The following is a 21,040-nucleotide window of genomic DNA, read 5'->3' on the forward strand; positions in this document are numbered from 1 at the left end:
GATATGGCGGCGACAAATCATCAAATATCCCGAAGACACTTGGAAAGCTCGCCTCTAGGCAATTTGTCCACGCCGCCTAGGACGCTTGTAGGCGGCGACCAGCTTGACGCGGTTGCCGTGGACCAACTCGAAGAGCAGCGGGAACGGGATGGCCTTGTCGATCGCGTGCAGCACATCATGGTCGAGCGTTGCCGTTCGCGCGGTGATGCGGAACACCTGAATTTCGGCCACTGACTTCGTGGCCGCCAGATTGACTGTCTCTGGCGCCAGCTTGTGTGACCAGACGATCTGATCAACCTCGCGGACGAAGAGGTCCTTCAGCGCCGTGTTGGCGCCAGCATGTTCGTAGATCTTGTTCTTGGGGATCACGCGTCCGAAAGCTGCAGCGCGAGGCCATTCGTAGAGGATCATGATCCCCTCTCGATGACCAGGAATGCGATTAGCTCGAAATCGTCGAGCCCCTTGATAGTGTGGGTGAGCGCCGTGGTCCGCCCGCCGCTGAACAGGCTGTCGATGTCCTTTTCTTCCTTCACCTCGATCATGGAGCGGATCGCGCTGGAGAGCAGGTCAGAGTAGCGGCCCATCTGGCGCCCATCATCGGTCCGCTCGTTGAAAACCCGGCAAACCTCCCGGATCGGCTCTACCTGTCCCTTACAACTGGTGCGGATCAGATCGAGCAGCCGTTTGACCTCGGTATGGTCGGCGACGATCTCGCCATCGTCACCGATATAGACCAGGTAGAATGGGTGGAGCCGGTTCTGCTGGTTCACATTCACGCTGTCATGGATGTTCTTCAAGGCGAAGATAACGCCCGAATGCAATCCAAGCTCTGGTTGTGCAGGGACGATGGCGTGCATTCCGAAGGGCACGCTCTCGAGGTCACCATACTCCTTGACGTAGTTTAGCAAGTCCATGCGGAAGTCATTCAGGCCGAGGTCGGTGATGGAAATGCCGGCCTTCACGTCCTCAAGTTCGATGACTTCTTCCTGCATCCGTTTCAGCTGTTCCTTGCGGTAGGCAATGTCGCTCGACTTGGCGGTCAGCACATTGTCGTCACCGGTCGCGGTGACGTCGGCGATCACCATCCGGTTTTCGACGCGCTCCTTGAGGTTGATATACTCGTCGAGTGTGATGTCCGGCCAATAGTTGACCAGCTGAATCTGGCTATTGGGTGAGCCGATGCGGTCGATCCGACCGAAGCGCTGGATGATGCGCACCGGGTTCCAGTGGATGTCATAATTGACCAGGAAATCGCAGTCCTGGAGGTTCTGGCCTTCCGAAATGCAGTCAGTGCCGATCAGGATGTCCAGCTCGCCCGGCTCATTGGGCAGAACAATAGCCTTGTCCTTTGAGCGAGGGGAAAACAGCGTCAGCACACCCTGAAAGTCGTAGGATTTCTTCAGGGTGGTCTTCGGTGAATCTGATCCGGTGACCTTGCCGACGTGCAGCCCCAGCTGCTGCGCGAAGGGCGCGAGATTGTCGTAGAGATAATTGGCGGTATCGGCGAAGGCTGTGAAGATCAGGACCTTGCGGTTACTGGCATTCAGCGGCGCTTCGACCTTCTGACCCATGAGCGAAAGCAGGTGCTGGAGCTTAGTGTCGTCCCCGGGTGTCACCTTATCCATCGACGCAATCAGGTCGTCGATCAGAACAAGGTCGGCAGCAAGGTCGTGCTTCCACGACGGCAAATCCATATCGCCAAGGCTGATCTGGACCTTCTTGCCGACGGTGAATTCATCCAGGCCGGCCAGATCGTCGTCTTCAGGATCAAAGGCACTCATCTCCGCGAGATGGTCGCTGACGCTGTCCGCGCGTCCAGTTCGCTCAAACTCTTCAATAGCGCTCAGCGTGCGAGAAATGTTGCTGCCGAGGGACCGCAGCGTCATTCGGAATGCCGCGACCGAACTCTCGAGGCGCTTCAGAAGATTGGTGGTCATCAGCGCCTGGAGACTGCGCTCCCGGTCTGCCTGGCGCAGTTTTCCGCGGCCGCCTTCGACCTGCGTGTCGTAGATTTCTTCGTATTTACGCAGACGGCTGGGAAGGATGTAGCTGATGGGCGCATAGACCGCGAGCTTGAGCACCGACAGCTGCGTGAAAATGTCGTTTAGCCCCATCACGTCCGGCTGCTGTGTAATCGGGCAATGGAACGATAGCGGCTTCCGGCGCTGCGGAAATTTGCCGATATCCTTCGTGTCGTAGAACGTCTCGATGTGCTTGCGGGACCGGGCAATGGTCACGGAATCGAGCAGTTCGAAGAAGTCGAAGTCCAGTGTCTTGAGGATTGACGCCGCGGTCCGCTCCTCGGGAGGCAGCGATGTCCATTCGTTGAAAGCTTTCTGAGCCCGGCGGAAGATCTCTTCAATGCTGGTGTCTGTCTTCAGGTTCTTGCTGAGGGCCTCGGACTGTCCCTCGTAGGCCAGCGCGAGCTGGTTTCGCAGATCGGTGAAGCGGTTGTTCACTGGCGTTGCCGACAGCATCAGGACCTTGGTCTTCACGCCCGCGCGGATGACCTTGTTCATCAGCTTTTGGTAGCGCGTCTCCCGATCCTTGAAGACGTCATTGTTCCGGAAGTTGTGAGACTCGTCGATGACGACCAGGTCGTAATTGCCCCAGTTCACCCGGTTCAACGGGATGCCGAAGGATTCCCCGGAGGTGCGGGACAGATCGGTGTGGCACAGGACATCGTAGTTGAACCGGTCCCTGGCGAAGATGTTGGTGGTCAGGTTGGTGTTGTAGTTGCGCCAGTTATCCGCGAGCTTCTTGGGGCAAAGCACCAGGACCGACCGGTTCCGCAGTTCATAATATTTGATCACTGCCAGCGCGGTGAAGGTTTTGCCGAGACCAACAGAGTCGGCCAGGATGCAGCCGTTGTAGGTCTCGAGCTTGTTGATGATGCCGGTCGCCGCATCCTTCTGATAATTGAAAAGCTTGTTCCAAACTACGCTATCCCGGTAACCGGTCAGGTCGTTCGGCAGGACATCTTCATCGACCTCCTCGAGGAAATCCCGGAAGATATTGTAGAGCATCATGAAGTAGATGCGCTCCGGCGCATTCTCCTGATACACGGACTCGATGTGGTCGCAGATGGCGGCTGTGACGTCCTGCAATTTCTCCGGGTCCGACCAGATCTGATCGAACAGCTGCAGGTACATCTGCGCATGGCTCGGGTCGTCGAAGCGCGTGACGAAATTCGAGACGGCATCGCCCTTCTGGTAACCCAGGTCGACCGCCGTGAAGCCGCTGATGGGCATGTAGGCCACTGCATCAGCAGCGCCCGCCACATGCATGAACTGCTGCATCGGCGCCTTTGGCCCGTTGGACCGGAACTTTGCCTTCTTGCGGATCCAGTCTGCGCATTCGCGCGCTACGGCACGCTGCGTCAGCTTGTTGCGAAGCTGGATCTCGAATTCGGTTCCATAAAGCCCGCTCTCCCGCCGAGCTTTCGGGATGAAGAACTCCCGTCGCTCCTTGGTGAGCCGATCGGTTGCACCGTTGGGAGTGAACGTAGGCGCGGTAAAAATGAACTGCAGGCTGTCGATCCTGGAGAGCTCGGACTTGAGCGCCTCGAAGGCAAAGATCGAGAAACAGGAGGCGGCGATCTTCACCCGCGACCCCTTGGTCAAGGTCTGCTTGAGGTCGTCACCCCACAGATGGGAATTGTTATCAATGATCTGCATAGATCGTCTCCCGATTTACCAGGACGATTTGCTGATCCTGTGGTGACCGGGCTGCTGGATCCGTGTCGAGGCCAAGGCGCTTCAGAGCATAGTAAAGGAGCGCCCGTCGAACCGGGATGGTCGCCACACCACCTTCCATACCGTAGTCGAGCTCGATCGCCTTGCGCTGACCAACGCTCAATTCGGGATGAGGCGCGATCTGCAGCTCAACCTGCTCTTCCCATTCGCTATCGCCGGAATGCTTAGCATCGGCCGGCTTCGATGAGCGCGTATCGGTGATGCGCGAGAGAACAAAGTCCTTGAAGGCGCTGTTGCGTGGGCAATGCGCGCGAGCATGCCATCTGAACCCGTCAAACACCAAGGCATGAGGTGCGATCCACCGCCAAGCAGGCTCGGGGGATGACATCGATTGGTAGAAGACCTCGATCGCCTCGTGCCGCTTGATCGCCGTCACCATCGCCCGCAAGATTTTGGGCGAGACACCCCGAGCAGGCGTCGGAGCGCAGGCAAAGCTTGGCACCCCCCCGATCCAACTGTCCTCGGCGGCAATGATGCCATCCGAAAGCGATCTGAGTTGGGAGAGATACTGGGCTGCGTCTGGCTGGTGGAACACGGGGCTGAAGGACGAGCTACGGACATAAGTCCTGGCGCTCTTGTCGTAGACCATGTTTGCTTCGGCTAGGCCGAGATATCTGTTCAGATCCGTCGATGCCTGATTGATCGAAACGCCGAAAACCTCGATCAGGTCACTGCGGTTGACATGGCCTTCCCAAAAGAGCCTGAATTCGATGAATTCGAGGCGGCTCTCAACTCCGCGCCTCAATCCCGATTCGCTGTCCATGCCCCGGTCCCCCAAGAAACTGGGCTAAACCAGTTTCTGTATGGGTAAGCGTAGTGGATGCTTGATGTCGAGGCAACGAGATTCGGAAATGTCCTTGCTGTTATGTTTGGTCGACCTACCCGCGGCTAACTGTCTCTGAGCTCGCCAGAAATTCCGAGACTTTCTGACAGGTTTTTCGGCGTGGCCTGCGCCCGTCCCTTAGGTCCTGAACGAAGCGAGGATCTGCCACGACGTGCCGACCGAAGGTGCTCGGCGACGTCCGTGTTTGCGCCAGATATGCCTCGATCTGCTCCAGAAGCTCCATGGCCGTAGACTCGCTTTACGCTTGCGTTCTTGATATGTTCTTACTAGGAAGGCTTCCTAGAGTCTAGGATCGATTTTCCTAGGCGCCCGCGATAGGACTGTCAGTCATGGACGACGCACGGAGAGCCCTGGACGAGCTCATTCAGAAGCGAGGCGTGAACTATTCCGCCGTGTCTCGCCTTTTGGGGCGCAATGCCGCTTACATCCAGCAGTACATTCGGCGCGGCAGCCCAAGGCAGCTGGACGAGCAGGATCGCTCGGTTCTGGCGCGATTTTTCGGGGTCGATGAGAAGATTCTCGGTGCCCCTGCCCGTCGGTCAGGCCCGGTCGTCGAACTGGTCCATGTGCCCTTGCTCAATGTCGAGGCATCAGCCGGCCACGGCGCTCTCGCGGAGATGGAAGCCAAATCCGCGCAATTTGGGTTCGACGAAAAGTGGCTACGCCGCCTGACCGCAAGCAAGGCATCAAGCCTTTCGATTATCGCCGTGCATGGGGACTCCATGGAGCCCACCCTGCACGATGGCGACGAAGTGATGGTCGATCTTGGGGATGGCCAGGCGCGCCTGAGAGACGGGATTTATGTCCTGCGAATGGACGACATGCTGAGCGTCAAGCGGATTGCCCTCGAACCGCAGGGCAAGCGCGCTTCGGTTCTGAGCGACAACCCGGCCTATCCGAGCTGGCGCGGTCTCGAGAAGCGGACGCTCAATATCGTCGGGCGGGTTCTTTGGTTCGGACGAGCACTCTAAGGGAGCCATATGATACTCGCCTTGCTTGCCGCCTCGATCGTCGCCTCCGGACAGACATTCACATGCACACCGACCCACGTCTGGGATGGCGATGGCCCGGTCTGGTGTGCGGAAGGTCCTCACCTTCGGATCGCCGGCATCGCTGCGCGGGAAATGGACGGCACCTGCCGGACCAATCAGCCCTGCCCCGCTGCCTCGGCGATTGAGCCGCGCGATGCGCTGGTACAGCTGATGGGCGGCGCTCGCGGAACGATCTCGACCGGTCATGTGGTGGTAAGGGGGCCGCGACTGACATGCCGCTCCGAGGGGGGCGCAGGCGGAAACAGGACCGCTGCCTGGTGCCGCCTGCCGTCAGGCGCTGATCTGTCATGCGCCATGATCAAGACCGGCACCGTGCTGCGCTGGGATCGCTACTGGAAAGGCCCGGCTTGCCGGTGAGCAGCAGCACGCATCTGACCGGCATCGTAGAACGCGCACCAAACGGACCAGTGCTGCGCACCGATGGTGGCGGGACCTGGGAGCTCGACAACACTCGCCAGGTACGCAAGCTTATCGGCTCTCGCGTCGAAGTGGTCGGGGAGCGTTTGGGGTTCAACGGGTTTACCTGCGAACAGATATGGCTGGCCGGCCAGCCTCGTCCGGCAGCATTCAAAATCCGCCTCGAATTCCTTCTTGTCGCCGCCTTCGTCGCCTATGGCCTCTTCGCGACGGTTAGCACGGTCGTGAGCGCGCTAGGCTGATGCTCAGCGACTGGGAACTCTGGGCCTGCGCCAACCATGTCTTGCAATCCCATGGGGACAAAGCATCCTTGCACGTCGCCGAACAGATTGGTGCTCTCGCACTTGCCGGCGACGAAGCAGGCATTCGAACATGGCAGGCTATCGCTGAGCGGATTGTCCAGCTGAGCTCCAACGCCTCTGACAAGCCACCGCATTAAGCGTCACCGACGAGACCGGCCAGGTCATCCGATTGGCGAGAGATCGCCGGGAAAGAGACAGGATTGCGCGCCTGCGCCGCCATGGCTGTCGCTTTCGATGGTGAAGCCGCGCATGCGTTCGACCAGATGACGAGCGAGATCGACCCTGGCGCTGCGTTGGGCGCGTGGATCATCGGCATTGAGACGCAAGAGCGTGTGCTCCGGCGCAACGGCCAGCGCAACTTCGAGGTGCGTGAGAAGGATATCGTCGGAGATTCGGGGCATGGGCCAATGAGAACAAATAAAGAACTTCCCGTCAACCGGCAGTGTGCGGACGCATTGGGACAGCAGGTCGCTAGATGCCAATCTCGAATGGCTTGGTGATCGACCGGTCAAGCTCTGGCGGCTTGCGTTCCGGTGCAAGATCGACACGATCTTTGGCCTGCCCTTTGGACGCAGCGTCGCGGAGGAGATCGACCGTTTCCAGCGCCGAGCGCTTCATACCGGCATTGCGCTCGACCGCGGCTTCAAGCTTGCCAGCATTGTCGACATAGAGGGTGAGGCCATCGCGGAGCCGTGTGATCGTGACCAGAAACGTCTGCTGGTTGGCCAGATTGCGCTCGCGGCTATCCATGACTGCAATTCCGCGATCGGAGGTTAGCCCCTGCGCCATATGGGCATTGAGCGCGTAGGCGAGATCGAGACGTCGAAGCATTGGATCGTCGCGTTCGAGTCTGTGCTCTGCGCCCAAGGATGTCTTCACCACGACAGCCTCTTTTTCGACTGCGACAATCCGGGCCTGGTCGGCATTGAGCAGGCCGCGCTGGTGATCGGTCTCGGTCCACCGGATCTTGTCGCCGGTGTAAATGTCGAGAGCGCGGACTTCGAATAGGCGCAGCGGATCCTGTTCACCTTGCGGCCTTATCTGACCAGGACGAAACTCGAACTGGCAGCCGCGCTCGTTCTCCAGCGTGACCCGCTCGCGAGGCACATCAGTTCCGACCACCCGGTACTCGCCTGCTGCAAGGCCCTGGCTCCGCTGACGCCGCGCGACCTCGACCACCATGCCGGGAGCATAGGTGCTCGCGTATCGAAGCTCCTCGCGGGTGACGTTAATGCGCGACAGGGTCTGGAGCCGCATGGTTTGAGGACCAAGCTCCCCGTTCGCTTTAAGGCCGGTCTGCACAGCATCGTTCACGGCGGTGCGCAAGTTTCGGCCTGAGGCATAGATTGCAGTTGCCTCACGCTCGGCTGACGAGAGCGACAACCAAGCCGCAGCGGCCTCGACAGCAGCATCATTCCCCACCTCGCTCACCTGGGATCCCAAATGGCGCATGGCATCCTCAATGCGCCCTTCTTGCGCCGCCTGTTGAGCTTCGCGCAGGCCTTCGCTGCGTGCGCGAAGATTGGTGCTCATGACGGCCGTCTCGATCCCGGCCTGCTGCATCACATCGAACGGCTTGCCGGCATCAACTGCGCCAAGCTGCTTGCGGTCGCCGATGCTCGCAAAGCGGCCGAGTTCGAGCAGGTTGGCGAGGCGCACCAGCTTTTCCTTGTCGGCATTGCCGACCATGGAGGCTTCGTCGAGCAGCACGACACTGCCGCGCATATCGGCCCGGGCCTCGGCGAGGCGGTCCGCATCGGCCCCTTCGAGGAGATCGCGGTGCTGCGCGAGAAACCGCGACACCGTCATCGATGGAATGCCCGTATCGCGTTCAAGCATCTGGACCAGCGTGTTTTGCACCGCGAGCCCGAGCACGGCCCTTCCCTCCTCGCGCAGAATGTCCGCGACGGGCTTGAGGACCGTGCTCTTGCCCGCTCCTGCGACGCCCTGGATGGCAACGATGCGGTTGTTTGATCCAAGCAGCAACCGCCCCGCACCTTCCTGTCCAGCGTTCAAGGTGAGCCCGTACTTGATCTGGGAGAGTGCCTGCAGGCGGGTCCCAGCAAGGTCGGGAGAGACAATCGCCGGAGCGGCGCCGCGCCCGTCTTCAACCCCTGCGATGATGCGCTGTTCGAGGCTGATCGCGTCGCGTGTCGTGAGCAGTTCCCGGTCAGCACCCCTGCCCTTCGCGAGCTGCCCCTGGCGGAGCAGCTGGTCGACGCGCTGCTCAATGTCTGCAAGCGATGTGGGGAGCGCAAAACCAAGTGCAGTGCGGTAGATCTCGGTGCGTGTGAATGCCGCTTCCCGTTCGCCCAGATGCCGGACAGCCGAGGCTACCGCATGAATTGCGGCGACTTGCTCAACGCTGCGATTGGTCAGCCGGGCAGGTATCAGCGGATCACCTTCCCGCAGGCCCAGACGCTCGGCAAAGGAGGTCGCGAGGGCCTGAGCATGGCGGACAAGCCCGCACATCGTTGACCGCAAGCCAGCCACATTACCAAGATCCTGTGCGCTGCGTCCGTTGGCTCTGGCAATGACGGTGGCGGGATCGAAGCCAAGCCTGGCAGACGCATCCTGCCACTGCTGCCGCAGCGCGTCGCGATCCTCGATCCGCCCCTTGTCGGCCCGGGTCATGAGGTTTGCTGCGTTGCGCGCGGCCAGCCCTTTGCCTTCCATGGTCGCCAGTCAATCCAGAATTTCCGCACGCCGTGAACTGAAGGCATCGCGCACGCCCTTGGGCACCCCTACAGCCTCGAAATTGCCGTGCTTGCCGAACTCTCCAACCTCGTAACCGAGCTTCTCCACACCCAGACGAAACCGCGCCATTGTCATAGCATTGAGCAAGGTGTTGTGCTGCCAGAGCTTGTCATTGCGCAGCGCCCGCCATTTGCCGTCAGGCCCCTGGGTCACATTGGCAACGACCGCATGGAAATGCGCATTGGGTTCCTGGTTGCGGTTGGTGTCATGCTGGAAGAGCGCGATCGCAAGGTTTCCGGTTTGGACGGCACGCTCCCGGCCGCGAACTTCCATCCGGGTCTCGGCGAGGTTCTTCTCGGCCCAGCGCAGGGTTTCCCGAACGGCCGCGGCGTAGGCATCGAGGATCCGTTTATCGCCGCCCACCAGAGCAAGGACCGACCAGCTTTTCGGCATCGAAAAGGTGAGGTCGGTCCCCGCCCGGTGCGCCCGATTGTCACTGCCAAACCGGCTACCATCCGGCAGCATTCCTTTAAGGACTGCCTCGAACTGCCGCGCATCCACGGCCCCAGCCAGCCCCAGGGTGGCAGCGCCTTTACCCAGCCATTCGCCGGAGCGATCAGCGTCTGCGCGCGTGTAGTAATTGTCGGCAGCAAAGTAATTGGCCGCGCCGCCGGCGGTGCGGACATTGGCTACCGATAGCATCGCTTGTCCCCCGAGGCTGCGGCAATCGGCGACATGATCACATCTCCATGTCGCCGAGGTCGGGACCCGGAATTGGCGGCGGTTCCTGCTCGCGCAGCCCATCCTCGAGCATCAGCTTGCGCGCTACTGCATCGCTGGGTCGTACGCTCTTGGGACCATCCTGCTTGCCGTCTTGCAGCGGATTTGCGTCCGGTGTTCCGGCTCTAGCAGTACCATTGGGAGTAGCCGGCGGCTCCTGCGTCGAGGTGGCCTCGCCGGTAGGCAAGAGCGGGCGAGCGGAGGGCCCAGCCTTTCTCGGCCTTGCATCAGTTCGGGTTTTCGAACCCTCCCGGTTGGCGCTGCCCACCTTTTCTTTCCCGGATCGGGCTGCTCGCTCCTGTTGCTTCGGCGTCTTACCCGATGTGCTTTCAACGGCCTGATGCAAGTCCTTTGCGGGCTCTTCGGGCTTCTGCCTCGGCCCGGATTGCTGCCCCTTGTCGAGAGCAAGTTCTCCCTGCTTGGGCACGACCGGCTTCCCTGCCCCGTCGTCGTTGGCCGAGGGATGCTCATTGCCCACCGATGCAGCGGATGGCTCAGACTGCTCCGCCGGCGGCCGGGGCTCAACGACGCGTGCCTTTGGCCCTTCCTTCACTCTTGCGATGAAGGTCTCCGCCCGCTTGGGACGGTCGACGGGAGTGAGCTTGACGGGCGCAGCAGGGAAACCATCGGGGAACTTGATGTACCCGGACAAGCGCGGCAGGTTCATGAGCTGGTCGGGCAGCAAAAGCGGTTCAATGTGCTTGCGCGGGGTCAGGCTGACCGCATCACGGGCGTTGTTGTAGCCGTAGGTATAGCCCTCCTCCATGTCCCGGACCTGGCGATGTCCAATGAAGTCAGAGCACCAGGTTGCCGTTTCGCGATCGGCAGTTCCGAGGATCAGTTTCGTCCGAGCCAGCGATGCCAGCGTCATCGCCATGTTCTCGCCGTAGACTTCTTTGAGCTTGGCATAGGCGTGAAGGCCAAGGACAATCGCGCCGCCGAAATTGCGGGCCGTCTGCAAGCCCTTTTCGAGGGCTGGCAGGCGATGCAATGCGCCCAGTTCATCAACGAAGAACCAGCACTTGAGATCGCGCGTGCGAGGCATCGTCATCAGCGTGTTCATCGCGGTGTCGAGCCAGAGTGTGAGCAGCTGCGCGCAAACACTCATGTCGACATAGCGGGCCGAAATGAACAGGATCGAGCCTTCGCTTCGGGTGCTATCGGCTCCGTCCTCAATCCACTCGCGGACCGAGAAACGAGGGCCTGCAGTCGGTAGCAGCTTGAGCGCCTTGGCGTTGACGTTGAAGACGGCCCGGATCGATTCCGCCATGCGCGCGGCTTCCGGCGCGGTTAGCGGATCGGCGATCGTTCCGCGCATCATGGCATGCACGCGCGACAGGTCCGCGGTCATCAGCTCGCGCGCCAGGGCATCATTGGTTGCCCTGCCCTCCGCCACGAGCTTGAGGCAAAATTCGACAAACAGGGCGCGGGCAGCGATCACCCAGAACTGGGCTTCCCCGCCCCCGTCATGGGGCACGAGGGCATCGGCAGCGGCCCAGAATTCGCCTTCGGTGCGGCATTCGTCGAAGAGACTCCACTGGGGGCAGCGCGCATCGAGCGGGTTCAAAATGATGTCGCAATGGGCGGCATGGAAGTGCTCGATGAAAGCACCGGTCAGATCGAAAACCACGCAGCGCTGGCCCTTGGCTCTTGCCTCCGCGATCATGTCCGAGATCGCCACGGTCTTGCCCATGCCGGTGGTGCCAATGAGCATCGCGTGGCTCTGTTCAAGGCGCCACGGATAAGTCACCGTGGCGATATGCGATGGCCGGTAGGGAAAGACCCGGGCGATCTCTCGCGGCAGGCTGAGCCGCCACTTCCAGCCCATCGCGGAATCGAGCTCACGGGTGCGCTCGCGCCGGTTGTGGTTTGTCAGTTCATCGACGAGCTCGGGAAGCGTGACAAGCATGGCGCCGCGCTCGTGTTTGCGTTCCTTGGAACGACCACCGAACCGCTCGGCGAACCAGTAGAAGACGGCAAAGGCAGGGACCAGCAGGAACCCCGATCGCCACAAGGCACTGGTCAGAAGATCTGTCAGCTTTTCCCACGCATGGACAACCGGTGGGTAGTGGTCGAGCTGGGCAATCGGAAACTGAATGGATGCGCCGAAGGCGGTTTCCAGCGTGATACGCTTGGCGGGATCGAACTCCATGAAACCGTACATGGCGGCATAAATCCGCATCCAGACAAGGTAGACTTCGTGGTCGGTGAGCCCTGCCGAAATGGTCCACCAGGATGTCCATGAGATCACGAGCGCGGCAACGATCAAGGGACCCTTGAGACCTGCCGCGAACATGAAGCTGAAGTGTCCGAGCAGCTGGCTGCCGCGCGTGAAATTGACGAGGTTACGCTTCATCGGAACCTCCCTCGCCGGTAGCGGTGGTGAGGCCGAGCTCTTTGCATTTGCGCACGTAAGCTTGGTGTGCCCGACCGCGCAAAGCGTGGTCGGGGTGCCCTGCCAGTAGCGCATCCACACCGACCATGAGGAACACCGAGCGGCGGGAAATGCGTTCAATGGAAGCGTCGAGCCGGCAGGCAAGATCGTCCTCGGCGCAGGCATTGGCGAGCAAGGCACGAACCCATTCGCTCATGCTGATCCCCTTGGCCTTGGCAGCCTTGCGGATCAGCGAACTAAGCTCGCTGGAGATGTAAACCTGGAGACAGATTGGCCGTGTCATGCACGGACTCCTTGTGGTCAGGAGCCCGGTTCACACTGCGAAAGGCAAGGTCGACACTAAGTCAGATTCAAGAACATGTCAAGAACATCATAAGCGGCGGAATTCCGCCATTCGCATCCCATCTTGGGTCAAATCCACGTAAGTCCTCTCGCCCACGTCATTTTTGACGGAGAAGCTGCCATTTCAGGATTCTCCCCATAACGCTCTATATTTCCGAGGGTTACTATCCAGTTTTCCTGCGATTCGTCGCGTACGGTGTGCCCAAGTGTCCCCAACTGCGAGGAGAGGAACCAGCTATTGATCCTGTAACGGATGATGCGTTTAGCGATCCCCATTCCCAGGGTCCTCGCCAGGTGGCCGATCCGCGGATCGCGATAGGCACAGACGGGATCGACGCCTATGATGCAGCCAGTATTCCGGGCAGAAAGGAGGCGCCGCATGGGCCAGGTCACATTGAGTGCAACACCGAAGGGCAACGGCTTCCAAGCGACAGTCACTTACCCGAACGGGGTGTCGATCAGTTCTTCCGAGGCTTTCCCGACTCAGGCAGAAGCCATTGAGGCCGCAGCGATGAAGGTTCTGGGTATGCCGGAACGGCTCGCCGATCTCGACCGTCCCGATACCCCCGACTGACGCTGGTAACCTGCCTCTCCGTACCGGCCGAGGGATGCCGAAACGGTCTACGAGCAAAAAGAAAGGAGGAAGCCCTGACGGACTTCCTCCCAAACCGGCGAGTCAGAATTCATCGCTGAGACGGCCCGGCACAGTATCGATGACACGGTCCAGCATGGCCTTGGGCAAGGCGCCGTAGTCGCCTTCATCCACCGCGATATAGCCTGCCTCGTCATCGGTCAGGACGTACTGTGTGAAGTAGCTGTGAAGGGACCGGGCATGGGCCTGATCCAGGGCAGCAACGAAGGCTGCCTGATCGGCGGCGGGACCAGCAGCGGCAATGTTCAGTGAAGCGTACATGATCTTTCCTCCTGATGTTCGATGCGTCGCATCAGGAGCTGCGAAGGATGTGGGTGACGGGCTGGGTCAGGGACCGCGATAGCGGCCGCGAAGCGGCGATGGGGGCAACGATTTTTGCCGGGCTTGCCCGGTAAAAATGGTGGGGCCCCGTCGTCCTTGACGCAGCCCCAAAGCCCGCATCACACTTGGTCTTTCTGCGAGAGAGACCTCTCCAACGCCTGCCCCACAAAACATTTTCCTACATGCGCCCGCAGTGCCAAGATCGGCAGCGGAGGGGACCAACGGCCAGCAAGAAGGAAGCACTATGGCCAGGTCCAAACCTACTGCCCGCGATGCCTTGAAGAAGCTGCGTGAACAGCGTGCCCAACTCGAGAACGAGGAGGCGCGTCTCCGCGAAGAAGCAGCGACCGAACTCGGAAAGCTGCTGATCGAGTGCGGCGCGGAGACGATCGATCCGGCGCAGTTGCGCCAGATCGTTCGCGCATCGATGGCGCTCGGGATCGAGGAAACGCTGAAGCGGATTGCTCCCGCGTAAAACCCATCCGGCGGCGGCAAGGGGTTCGATGCCCCGCGCCGCCGCATCGCCGGCGTACAAAAGAAAAGGCCCCGATGGCGTCTGCCACCGGGGCCTTGTCGTGAGGCAAGGACATTCAGTCCTCATCGATATCGGGAGCACCTTCGTTGCTGCCGGAGCGGCCCTTGGTGAGGAAGTCGACCTTGTCGGCGATGATCTCGCAGCCGTAGCGCTTGGTGCCGCTCTGATCTTCCCACTGGGTGTAGTGGATGCGGCCTTCGACCGTCACGAGCTGGCCCTTGGTGCAGTACTTGGCGACATTCTGGCCGAGGCCATTGAAGCAGGTGATCCGGTGGAATTCGCTGTCCTTGGCGGTGTAGCCGTTTTCGTCCTTGTAGGTCTTGCCATCCTTGCGGGCGGGACGGTCGGTCACGACCGAGATCGAGGTGATGCTGGTTCCACCCTGGGTGGTGCGGGTTTCGGGGTCGCGAGCGATGCGGCCAACGAGGATAACGAGATTGGTCATGGGCTTTCTCCTGATCGAGCAATCCGGGGCCATCCCGGCTGCAAAACCCGAGCAGAAGCGCCCCGCGGCGAAGCGCACCGAAGGGAAACCCGGAACTGGTTCGGGTGGTGCGGGCAGTCGGGCACGCAGCATCGCGCCGAAAAGTGGGAACCGGTTTTCGGCACCAGCGATGCGCAAAATCGTGCCCGGCAACTCGGCCGGACCTGATCCGGGTTGCGCGTCTCGACGGGGGGTGATTCAGGGACAGGTTTGCATCGAAGCCGGGTGGAGCTGGATGCCTAGAACAGGTTTGCCCTGCCTCGTTTTTCATCCGGTCTTGGCGGGATCATCCCTGCCCGACCTTCCAACGGAGAACCCCTTCCTAGATCACGATACTGACCGATCCTCCAACCGGTGGCTCACTCCTGGACGAAACTGCTTCACCGGAGAGAGGCATATCGATCGTCACCCCTTCAGCGCCGTCCAGAGGGTTGCCTCGAAGCATCCAGGCCTGCGGCGTGATCAAGCGCGCCCAGTCCGCAAAGGAGGGGATCGAACCCAGGTCTTCGCGTACGTGCTGTTCGCCGACCAGACGCACCGGAACGACCCGGCCATCGGCATTGACGAGGGTCACGCCGAAGAGTGTTTCGAGCATGAATATCCCCTCGGCATGGTGCCGCAGCGCGCGGTGCCGTGGGTCTGCCAGGATTGCCTTGGACTGGTCGAACCACTGGTGCAGCGGGAGATAGTCATCGACCGTGCCGCCCCATTTCCGGACCGACGAGAGGGCGTGGTAGTAGCAGTGGGCCATGCCAGGTCTCCTAGAGCTCGGTCGAGTGATCATCGGTCGCAATGAAGCGCAGACTGCAATCCAGCACGAACGTCGCCTCAGCCACATCGATCACGAGTTGGCCGCAGGCACCGTCATTAATCTCCCAGCCCGGATGGTGACGTTCGAGCGCCAGGTAGGTCAGCTGTTCGAGTGCTTGCCCGAGTGATTGCGGCTCTCCGGAACCGGTACGATCAACGCTGTCTGCTTCGCCTTCCTTGAGGGAGACTTCCGGGCACGGAATCGCAGTGCCGGCTTCATCGAGGCACGCGCATTCTTCAATGGCACCGCTGTCGCCGCATCCGTCGAAACGGATCTCGACCCGAGCAATCTCAGCGTCCTGCAAGCGCGGAAGAATGGCGACCTTGAGCTGCTGGATTTCTTCGGCCACTTGCACTTGCCGCTCGGCCTGGCGAACGGCAAAGTCGGCCGTCACAGCCTCGATATCGATCATGGAATGCCTCCTGGTAACTGAAGCCAACGGCAATTTGCTGGCTCCCATCGACAGGCGCGCGCCTTTCCTCTAACGGACGACGCCAGCGCCGACCCGGCGCTGGCGCGAGGACCGGCATGACCTCAGTCAGTGCCTGCCGAAGTGCTCTTCGGATTGGTGCCAAGGGGCCCGCGACGATCGACCACAGTGATCCGCCGGGCCTTGGCTTCGATGACCAGACGTTCGAGCACGCCATTGCCCGGAAAGGCGATGACATAGCGCGGATCGAGGGAGAGCATCCGCTCGTTGCGCTTGAAGCCGGCACGGGCGCCCAGCCGCATGTCGAGCGAGAACGTGACCTGCGGGATGCCGCGGCGTTCGGCCCAGCTCGATGCCAGGCGGTCGACGCCCTTGGTGTCGCCGCCATGGATGAGCACCATGTCGGGCACGCGGTCGCGGACCTTGTCGAGGGTGGCCCAGACGTTGTTGCCGAAGGTCAGTGCATCGTCTTCGGTCGCATGACGGGTGCGCCCGCCAGCGAAGACGACCGGGGTTCCTTCGGGCACGGCTGCACGGCGTTTGGCCTCTGCAAGGGCGCGCAGGAAATCGCGACCTTCGACGAGCGCAGAAGTCATCATGGCGCTGTGATTGAAGCGCGAACTGGAGACCGGCTTCCACGATGACCCGAACTCGTTGAGGTACAGGGCTGCTGCGACCTCGCGCATCTCTTCAAGCGCCAGCATCGCACTTTCGGCGCACTGCGCCCGCTCGACCTGGGTCTCAAGGTCATGGGTGTGAACCTCGGATCCATCGGCCGTAGCAATTAGCGCGCGGACCTCGTCGGTCGCCCGGTCAAGGGCCGTCGATTTGCGTTCCGCCGAGCGGTGGAAGATGTTGACGAAGGCCCAGCCAAGATCCTCGGCGTCGGCTTCAAGAGCGGTCCCGGACACCATGGCGAAAAGATCGGACCAGACTGCTTCGAGGGTTTGGACAACAGCCTCCCGGACCGGGAAATCGCTGGTCGATACGGGAGCGGGTCCAATCGAGAAGCCGGCGAGATCGAGCCCGGCGAGTTGATCGGCGAATGACGTGTGCATGGGGTGTCCTCCTGACTGGCGTGAGGCCGACGCACCCTTTCATGGCTGCGCCAGCGAGAGCCCGTCAGGGCCAGCATTCAGGCAGGGTTGCGCACCCGTGAGGGGAAACCCGGCTTGGCGGGCTGGCGCGGGCAGGCCTTGAGCCCTAAGGGCCAAGGCCCACACGGGCCCGACCAAGCCGGGTTGCGCAAGACTGGCGGCTGGCCCAGGGCCTCTCTCGCATGGCACCAGGCCATGGGCGGTCGGAACAGATCCATTGGCAGGGGTGCGCCCTATGCCTCATCCATGCACCGCCCCGGCTCGGCTCAAGCCGCTCGCTTGGCGTAGACACCCTCTCCGTTCGACATATGCCCGAGACAGTCATGTTCGCCGAACATGGCATCGAAGCGGGCTGCGATCTGGGACAGCCAGCGCTGTGCCCGCGGTGAGCGGGCCGTGCGCCAATCAGCGTCCCAGTAGGCGCCGTCATCGCGCTCGACGATCCAGACGGCCACCAGCCCGCCGTAGACCGATACGCCGAAATCTGCGTAGGCATTGCGCATGAGGATCCGGTCTTCTCGGCCGCGCCATCCGTCATGCGGGATCAGCGACGGGAAGGCTTGGGCGGCCCGCTCGCACAGATCGGCACGCAGCCATTCATACTCAAATTCCCAGTCGTCCTCGGCTTCGACCTCGAGAACCGTGAATGCGACGATTGCGCCGCTGGGATAGCTGACCGATCGGCCCATGGCATCCTCCCTCAGGCCGCGAGCGCCGCGTCGTCTGACGCGTCGTCAAACTGGTCAGGGGTGACCCTCCCGCCGAGCTTGAGCAGCAGGCTCGCGGCTTCTTCGGCCTTGGCTGCAGCGGTTAGGATGGCGCGGTCATCGTCCTTCAGCAGCTTGAGCCAGTGCTCGATATAGCTGGCGTGATTGTCGAGATGCGTGACCGGCAGACCCAGCTCGGCGCCCAGCATGGCGCTGGAGAGTTCGGCGACATATCCTGACAGTCCAGCGCTAATGTGAATTCCAGCGCCATTTTTGCGAACCTGTTTCACGCCGCCATCTCCTCGGCCTGGGGCTGCTGGGCATGCATCCAATCGGCTGCGGCCTGGGCCTTGCTGGCGGCTGTGAAAATGGCACGTGGGTCATCCTTGAACACGCGCAGCCAGGACGCGACGTAGGCGGCGTGATCGGGCCGTGGGTGATGGGCGATGCCGAGATCGGCGAGTACGAACGATGCGGTTAGCTCGGCGCAAATCTCCTCGATCGCAAGGCTGTCGCGCTTAAACCGTTCGGCAAAGTTGCGGTCGAGCCGATGCTTTGCGCCAGTCGCGTGACCACATTCGTGGGCGAGCGTGGCGTAGTAGTGATCGAAACCGTTAAACAGGCTGGCCGGAGGCATCGTGACGCGATCCGCAGTCGGCTCGTAATAGGCCTCGCAGCCCTGATGGCGCAGGTTGACGGGGATGGCGGCGAAGAAGGCGTCGAGCTCGGCCTCGCGGCCTTCCGGCTCGACCAGTTCCAACGTCGCGGCCGGATGAAAGCGCTCGGGCAGACCTTCGACCTGATCGGCATTGAAGACCGGATAGGCCTTGAGCACCCGGCGGGCTTCGTCGGTCTTTTCGCCGGTATCCGGCGCTTCCACCTCTTTGGTGTAGCTCTTGTAGAAAATCGCGATGGTCGACTTCTCGCCCTTGCGGACCTGGGCTCCGAGCGACTTTGCCTGGTTGTAGGTCATCCAGAATGGCGAGGCGTAGCCGCACATGTCGGCGACCATCCACAACCAGAACACGTTCATGCCCCGGTACGGAATCCCGCACGCCCGCAAGGGCCGGGAGACCGGGACACCGCGCCACGGCTTGATCCACGGCTTCGTGCCTGCTTCCAGACGAGCGATGATTTCCTGGGTGATGCGCGTGGCGGGCGACACGCCGCTGCCCTGCCGCTTGCGATAGGCCATGATGGTTCTCCTGATTGAGGCATCTGGACAGTCGGCGACGGGTTCGCCGGTCAGTGCCACAGGTTCCCGAGCCCCCTCTGCTCTGCTTCCAAAAAGGAAGCGGCCCTCCGGCGGAAGCCGAAGGACCGCTTCTCGAGGTGCGAGTGGCCTTGCCTGTCAGGAGGAGGTCAGGCGGCCAGCTCGCGGGGGGGATGAATTTCGCCGTCGACAACAACCTCAGCGTCAGCTGCTTCGATCTCGGCTTCCCCAACCTCCGGTGCAGTGCAAGCGAAGCACATGACCTCGGGCACCCAGGCCAGAGCCTTTTCGCGGACCTCGACCTCGGTGATGTAGGTGCCGGCGAAGACGCGCTCGGCGCTCATCGCCAGGTCACCCTTCTTGACCGACGCAAAGCGCGAGGAGAGCTCGAGACCGCCGACATCGGTCAGCGCATCGAGGATCACCTGCTTCGACACCCGATCAAAGTAGTTGGCCGCCGTCGGGCGCCACCACTGCGCCATGTCGATGCCGACCAGGCTTCCGAGATGATCTTGGAATGGCAGCTGACGCTCACCGGCCATGTTGAGGCTCGCCTCGAGCGACCGGGCAACGACATAGCCAAGCCAGGCCGCGCGGCTGTCATCGGGCAGCGCCCGAAACAGATCGAAGCGGGAGATCGCATCGTCACCAGCGCGCCAGCTTTCGTCGAGACTGGAGCGGAACTCGGCAAGCCCGCTGCTCGCCGGAGCATCCTTGGCTTCGAAGCCGATGATCGGGCCTGCCGGAACAGGCGCGCGCAGCGTGCTCGCAGCCCGCGCCCGCCAGTCGTGGGTATCGGCATCGGCAAGCGTGAAGACCATGATGTCGAGCGCCAGACCGGGGTCAGATGCAACGTGCAGTGCCAGGACATCCCGGCGCTGCATCGCGAGCTCGTCAACCAGGCGCTTGGACAAGGTCGTCCGGCGCTTGTCCGAACCTTCCTCGCCAGCAACTACTTCGATCCGATCGTCGGCTTCGACGGGTTCAGCCTGACGCTCGCCGTAGAACACCGGCTGGAGAACCGGCGTGCCATCGCGGGAGAGCACCAGCACCATTCCTGCCTCGGCTTTGAGCTCGGGCGCGATAACCGGCGGTCGGGCCCGGATTTCCTGGCACTCGCGTTCGATGGCCTCGATTGCCGCTTCGGCCGCAGCCACAGCCTCCTCGGCACTGTCCTCGTCTTCGAGGATCGCCGCATGTTCGTCATAGGAGGTATCGAGTTCGTCGAGCCTTGCCAATTCGGCTTCGGTCAGCGGTGCCGGTTCGGCGTGAAGCCGGACGAACCCTTCGACCAGATCGTGGCTGGCATAGGGATCGAGCGTGGGCTTGACCCAGGCAAGACCCTGCTCGGCGGCGAGAGCTTTCGCTTGCTCTTCCATTTTCGCGGCGGCGAGGTTCTCGAGCAGCGCGACATCGACCCAAGATTCGCTGTTGTCGTCATCGAACAGTTCGCGCTCGATCCGGCCACCGGCAGCGACGTAGGCGTCGCGGCCTACAAGTCGGGCCCGGGGATCGCTGCCCCGGACAGTCCCGGAGAGGACCATGCGCCGGATGCTGTCGGGATTGGGCGCGTAGTAGGCCGAGGAAACCTGCTCGAAGACACGGGCCTGGATGTCCTGATCAGAAATGGCGCCGAAGGCTTTGGCAATGTCGAGGGTGATTTGGCCAGATGCCAGTGCCTCGAACACAACGGGCGCGAGCGTCGCGAGACGCAGACGGCCCTCGACGAAGCGGACAGTCAGACCGAAGCGGCGAGCAACGTCCTCGACAGTCGCACCGCCTGCGACAAGCGCGGCAAAGGCCTGGGCTTCATCAGCAGGGTTCATGGCCAAGCGGTGGAAATTCTCCGCGAGGCTGGTCTCGACCGCGGCTTCGGCACTGTCTTCGAGCACGAGGCACGTGACTTCGTGATCGCGGGCAAGGAGCTTTTCGTCCGCGAGCGCCAGCATCGCGCGGCGGCGGCGTTCGCCAGCTTCGACCTCGAACTTGCCCTTCCCCGCGGGCCGGACAATGAGATTCTGCAATAGTCCATGGGCTGCGATGCTGGCTTTGAGCTCGGCATCGGCAGCTGGATCACTGTGACGGCGGACATTACGGGGCGACTGAACGAGCTTGTTCAGTGGAATCGACTTGATCATGTGACACGCTCCTGATGTGAGCCCGGCACATCGACTATCGACGCCCAACTGGCTCAATCAGGGCAAAG

Annotated in this window: 21 protein-coding genes and 1 pseudogene; 6 read left to right on the plus strand and 16 right to left on the minus strand. The window is 61.7% G+C overall.

Annotated elements, in window-relative coordinates; all coding sequences use genetic code 11:
- Nucleotides 1–54: 54 nt before the first annotated feature.
- From F1640_RS02305 to F1640_RS02315, 3 genes are read right to left on the minus strand one after another with little or no spacing between them, the layout of a single operon-like run.
- Nucleotides 55–411, minus strand: coding sequence for a DUF4391 domain-containing protein (locus tag F1640_RS02305; RefSeq protein ID WP_194917546.1), 357 nt, complete (start codon nt 409–411; stop codon nt 55–57).
- The gene (locus F1640_RS02310) at nt 408–3,677 is read right to left on the minus strand and encodes a helicase-related protein (RefSeq protein WP_194917548.1); all 3,270 of its coding nucleotides are present in this window, start codon (nt 3,675–3,677) and stop codon (nt 408–410) included. The genes F1640_RS02305 and F1640_RS02310 overlap by 4 nt, the downstream gene beginning before the upstream one ends.
- Complete coding sequence (locus F1640_RS02315; protein ID WP_194917550.1) at nt 3,664–4,518, minus strand: WYL domain-containing protein; 855 nt, start codon at nt 4,516–4,518, stop codon at nt 3,664–3,666. Before F1640_RS02315 ends, F1640_RS02310 begins: the two co-directional genes overlap by 14 nt.
- Nucleotides 4,519–4,928: 410 nt before the next feature.
- On the opposite strand from F1640_RS02315, the gene F1640_RS02320 reads away from it, so the two are divergent.
- From F1640_RS02320 to F1640_RS25060, 4 genes are read left to right on the plus strand one after another with little or no spacing between them, the layout of a single operon-like run.
- Entirely contained in the window at nt 4,929–5,570 is a 642-nt protein-coding gene (locus tag F1640_RS02320) for a S24 family peptidase (protein WP_066120132.1), read from the plus strand.
- A 12-nt stretch (nt 5,571–5,582) separates the two neighbouring features.
- Nucleotides 5,583–6,008, plus strand: coding sequence for a thermonuclease family protein (locus tag F1640_RS02325; protein WP_194921077.1), 426 nt, complete (start codon nt 5,583–5,585; stop codon nt 6,006–6,008).
- Entirely contained in the window at nt 6,005–6,310 is a 306-nt protein-coding gene (locus F1640_RS02330) for a DUF5818 domain-containing protein (protein ID WP_194917552.1), read from the plus strand. The genes F1640_RS02325 and F1640_RS02330 overlap by 4 nt, the downstream gene beginning before the upstream one ends.
- Nucleotides 6,310–6,507 (plus strand): DUF6961 family protein, encoded by a 198-nt coding sequence (locus tag F1640_RS25060; RefSeq protein ID WP_255530171.1) that lies wholly within the window; start codon nt 6,310–6,312, stop codon nt 6,505–6,507. Before F1640_RS02330 ends, F1640_RS25060 begins: the two co-directional genes overlap by 1 nt.
- A 24-nt stretch (nt 6,508–6,531) precedes the next feature.
- Here the strand turns inward: F1640_RS25060 and F1640_RS02335 are convergent, their stop codons facing one another.
- From F1640_RS02335 to F1640_RS02350, 4 genes and pseudogenes are all read right to left on the minus strand, one after another.
- Nucleotides 6,532–6,852: a hypothetical protein gene (locus F1640_RS02335; protein ID WP_255530173.1), complete on the minus strand. Its 321-nt coding sequence runs from the start codon at nt 6,850–6,852 to the stop codon at nt 6,532–6,534.
- Nucleotides 6,842–9,769: pseudogene (gene mobF / locus F1640_RS02340) on the minus strand (MobF family relaxase). Before mobF ends, F1640_RS02335 begins: the two are co-directional and overlap by 11 nt.
- A gap of 37 nt (nt 9,770–9,806) precedes the next feature.
- Complete coding sequence (locus F1640_RS02345) at nt 9,807–12,203, minus strand: type IV secretion system DNA-binding domain-containing protein (protein WP_194917554.1); 2,397 nt, start codon at nt 12,201–12,203, stop codon at nt 9,807–9,809.
- Nucleotides 12,193–12,525, minus strand: a complete 333-nt coding sequence (locus tag F1640_RS02350; protein WP_194917556.1) for a hypothetical protein — start codon at nt 12,523–12,525, stop codon at nt 12,193–12,195. Before F1640_RS02350 ends, F1640_RS02345 begins: the two co-directional genes overlap by 11 nt.
- 438 nt (nt 12,526–12,963) lie before the next feature.
- On the opposite strand from F1640_RS02350, the gene F1640_RS02355 reads away from it, so the two are divergent.
- Entirely contained in the window at nt 12,964–13,158 is a 195-nt protein-coding gene (locus F1640_RS02355) for a hypothetical protein (RefSeq protein WP_039338501.1), read from the plus strand.
- Between the two features lie 102 nt (nt 13,159–13,260).
- Here the strand turns inward: F1640_RS02355 and F1640_RS02360 are convergent, their stop codons facing one another.
- Nucleotides 13,261–13,497 carry a hypothetical protein gene (locus F1640_RS02360; RefSeq protein ID WP_030092316.1) on the minus strand — a complete coding sequence of 79 codons (237 nt, stop codon included), beginning with the start codon at nt 13,495–13,497 and terminating at the stop codon, nt 13,261–13,263.
- A 304-nt stretch (nt 13,498–13,801) separates the two neighbouring features.
- Between F1640_RS02360 and F1640_RS02365 the strand changes: the two genes are divergently transcribed.
- Nucleotides 13,802–14,032: a DUF6437 family protein gene (locus F1640_RS02365; RefSeq protein WP_039338502.1), complete on the plus strand. Its 231-nt coding sequence runs from the start codon at nt 13,802–13,804 to the stop codon at nt 14,030–14,032.
- A 115-nt stretch (nt 14,033–14,147) separates the two neighbouring features.
- Here F1640_RS02365 and F1640_RS02370 read toward each other — a convergent pair whose 3' ends face one another.
- The 8 genes from F1640_RS02370 to F1640_RS02405 all read right to left on the minus strand — a co-directional run bounded on the left by F1640_RS02370 (nt 14,148) and on the right by F1640_RS02405 (nt 20,972).
- Nucleotides 14,148–14,537, minus strand: a complete 390-nt coding sequence (locus F1640_RS02370) for a single-stranded DNA-binding protein (protein WP_007688363.1) — start codon at nt 14,535–14,537, stop codon at nt 14,148–14,150.
- Between the two features lie 361 nt (nt 14,538–14,898).
- Nucleotides 14,899–15,327: a DUF6915 family protein gene (locus F1640_RS02375; protein WP_194917558.1), complete on the minus strand. Its 429-nt coding sequence runs from the start codon at nt 15,325–15,327 to the stop codon at nt 14,899–14,901.
- 10 nt (nt 15,328–15,337) lie between these two features.
- A complete protein-coding gene (locus tag F1640_RS02380; RefSeq protein ID WP_194917560.1) occupies nt 15,338–15,799 on the minus strand; it encodes a DUF6878 family protein in 462 nt (153 codons plus the stop codon).
- Between the two features lie 122 nt (nt 15,800–15,921).
- Entirely contained in the window at nt 15,922–16,875 is a 954-nt protein-coding gene (locus tag F1640_RS02385) for a DUF2493 domain-containing protein (RefSeq protein ID WP_194917561.1), read from the minus strand.
- A 305-nt stretch (nt 16,876–17,180) separates the two neighbouring features.
- Nucleotides 17,181–17,603 carry a hypothetical protein gene (locus tag F1640_RS02390; protein WP_194917563.1) on the minus strand — a complete coding sequence of 141 codons (423 nt, stop codon included), beginning with the start codon at nt 17,601–17,603 and terminating at the stop codon, nt 17,181–17,183.
- A gap of 11 nt (nt 17,604–17,614) precedes the next feature.
- Nucleotides 17,615–17,911: a zincin-like metallopeptidase domain-containing protein gene (locus tag F1640_RS02395; RefSeq protein ID WP_194917565.1), complete on the minus strand. Its 297-nt coding sequence runs from the start codon at nt 17,909–17,911 to the stop codon at nt 17,615–17,617.
- A complete protein-coding gene (locus F1640_RS02400) occupies nt 17,908–18,816 on the minus strand; it encodes an ArdC family protein (protein WP_194917567.1) in 909 nt (302 codons plus the stop codon). The genes F1640_RS02395 and F1640_RS02400 overlap by 4 nt, the downstream gene beginning before the upstream one ends.
- Before the next feature lie 167 nt (nt 18,817–18,983).
- Nucleotides 18,984–20,972, minus strand: a complete 1,989-nt coding sequence (locus F1640_RS02405) for a ParB/RepB/Spo0J family partition protein (RefSeq protein WP_073977034.1) — start codon at nt 20,970–20,972, stop codon at nt 18,984–18,986.
- Between the last annotated feature and the right edge of the window lie 68 nt (nt 20,973–21,040).

It is taken from the genome of Novosphingobium sp. NBM11, from assembly GCF_015390225.1.
In the GTDB taxonomy this organism is placed as follows: domain Bacteria; phylum Pseudomonadota; class Alphaproteobacteria; order Sphingomonadales; family Sphingomonadaceae; genus Novosphingobium.

Coding starts and splice junctions, on each gene's coding strand:
- F1640_RS02305 (WP_194917546.1), bottom strand. CDS start 411: ATGATCCTCTACGAATGGCCTCGCGCTGCAGCTTTCGGACGCGTGATC.
- F1640_RS02310 (WP_194917548.1), bottom strand. CDS start 3,677: ATGCAGATCATTGATAACAATTCCCATCTGTGGGGTGACGACCTCAAG.
- F1640_RS02315 (WP_194917550.1), bottom strand. CDS start 4,518: ATGGACAGCGAATCGGGATTGAGGCGCGGAGTTGAGAGCCGCCTCGAA.
- F1640_RS02320 (WP_066120132.1), top strand. CDS start 4,929: ATGGACGACGCACGGAGAGCCCTGGACGAGCTCATTCAGAAGCGAGGC.
- F1640_RS25060 (WP_255530171.1), top strand. CDS start 6,310: ATGCTCAGCGACTGGGAACTCTGGGCCTGCGCCAACCATGTCTTGCAA.
- F1640_RS02345 (WP_194917554.1), bottom strand. CDS start 12,203: ATGAAGCGTAACCTCGTCAATTTCACGCGCGGCAGCCAGCTGCTCGGA.
- F1640_RS02350 (WP_194917556.1), bottom strand. CDS start 12,525: ATGACACGGCCAATCTGTCTCCAGGTTTACATCTCCAGCGAGCTTAGT.
- F1640_RS02355 (WP_039338501.1), top strand. CDS start 12,964: ATGGGCCAGGTCACATTGAGTGCAACACCGAAGGGCAACGGCTTCCAA.
- F1640_RS02360 (WP_030092316.1), bottom strand. CDS start 13,497: ATGTACGCTTCACTGAACATTGCCGCTGCTGGTCCCGCCGCCGATCAG.
- F1640_RS02365 (WP_039338502.1), top strand. CDS start 13,802: ATGGCCAGGTCCAAACCTACTGCCCGCGATGCCTTGAAGAAGCTGCGT.
- F1640_RS02370 (WP_007688363.1), bottom strand. CDS start 14,537: ATGACCAATCTCGTTATCCTCGTTGGCCGCATCGCTCGCGACCCCGAA.
- F1640_RS02375 (WP_194917558.1), bottom strand. CDS start 15,327: ATGGCCCACTGCTACTACCACGCCCTCTCGTCGGTCCGGAAATGGGGC.
- F1640_RS02380 (WP_194917560.1), bottom strand. CDS start 15,799: ATGATCGATATCGAGGCTGTGACGGCCGACTTTGCCGTTCGCCAGGCC.
- F1640_RS02385 (WP_194917561.1), bottom strand. CDS start 16,875: ATGCACACGTCATTCGCCGATCAACTCGCCGGGCTCGATCTCGCCGGC.
- F1640_RS02390 (WP_194917563.1), bottom strand. CDS start 17,603: ATGGGCCGATCGGTCAGCTATCCCAGCGGCGCAATCGTCGCATTCACG.
- F1640_RS02400 (WP_194917567.1), bottom strand. CDS start 18,816: ATGGCCTATCGCAAGCGGCAGGGCAGCGGCGTGTCGCCCGCCACGCGC.
- F1640_RS02405 (WP_073977034.1), bottom strand. CDS start 20,972: ATGATCAAGTCGATTCCACTGAACAAGCTCGTTCAGTCGCCCCGTAAT.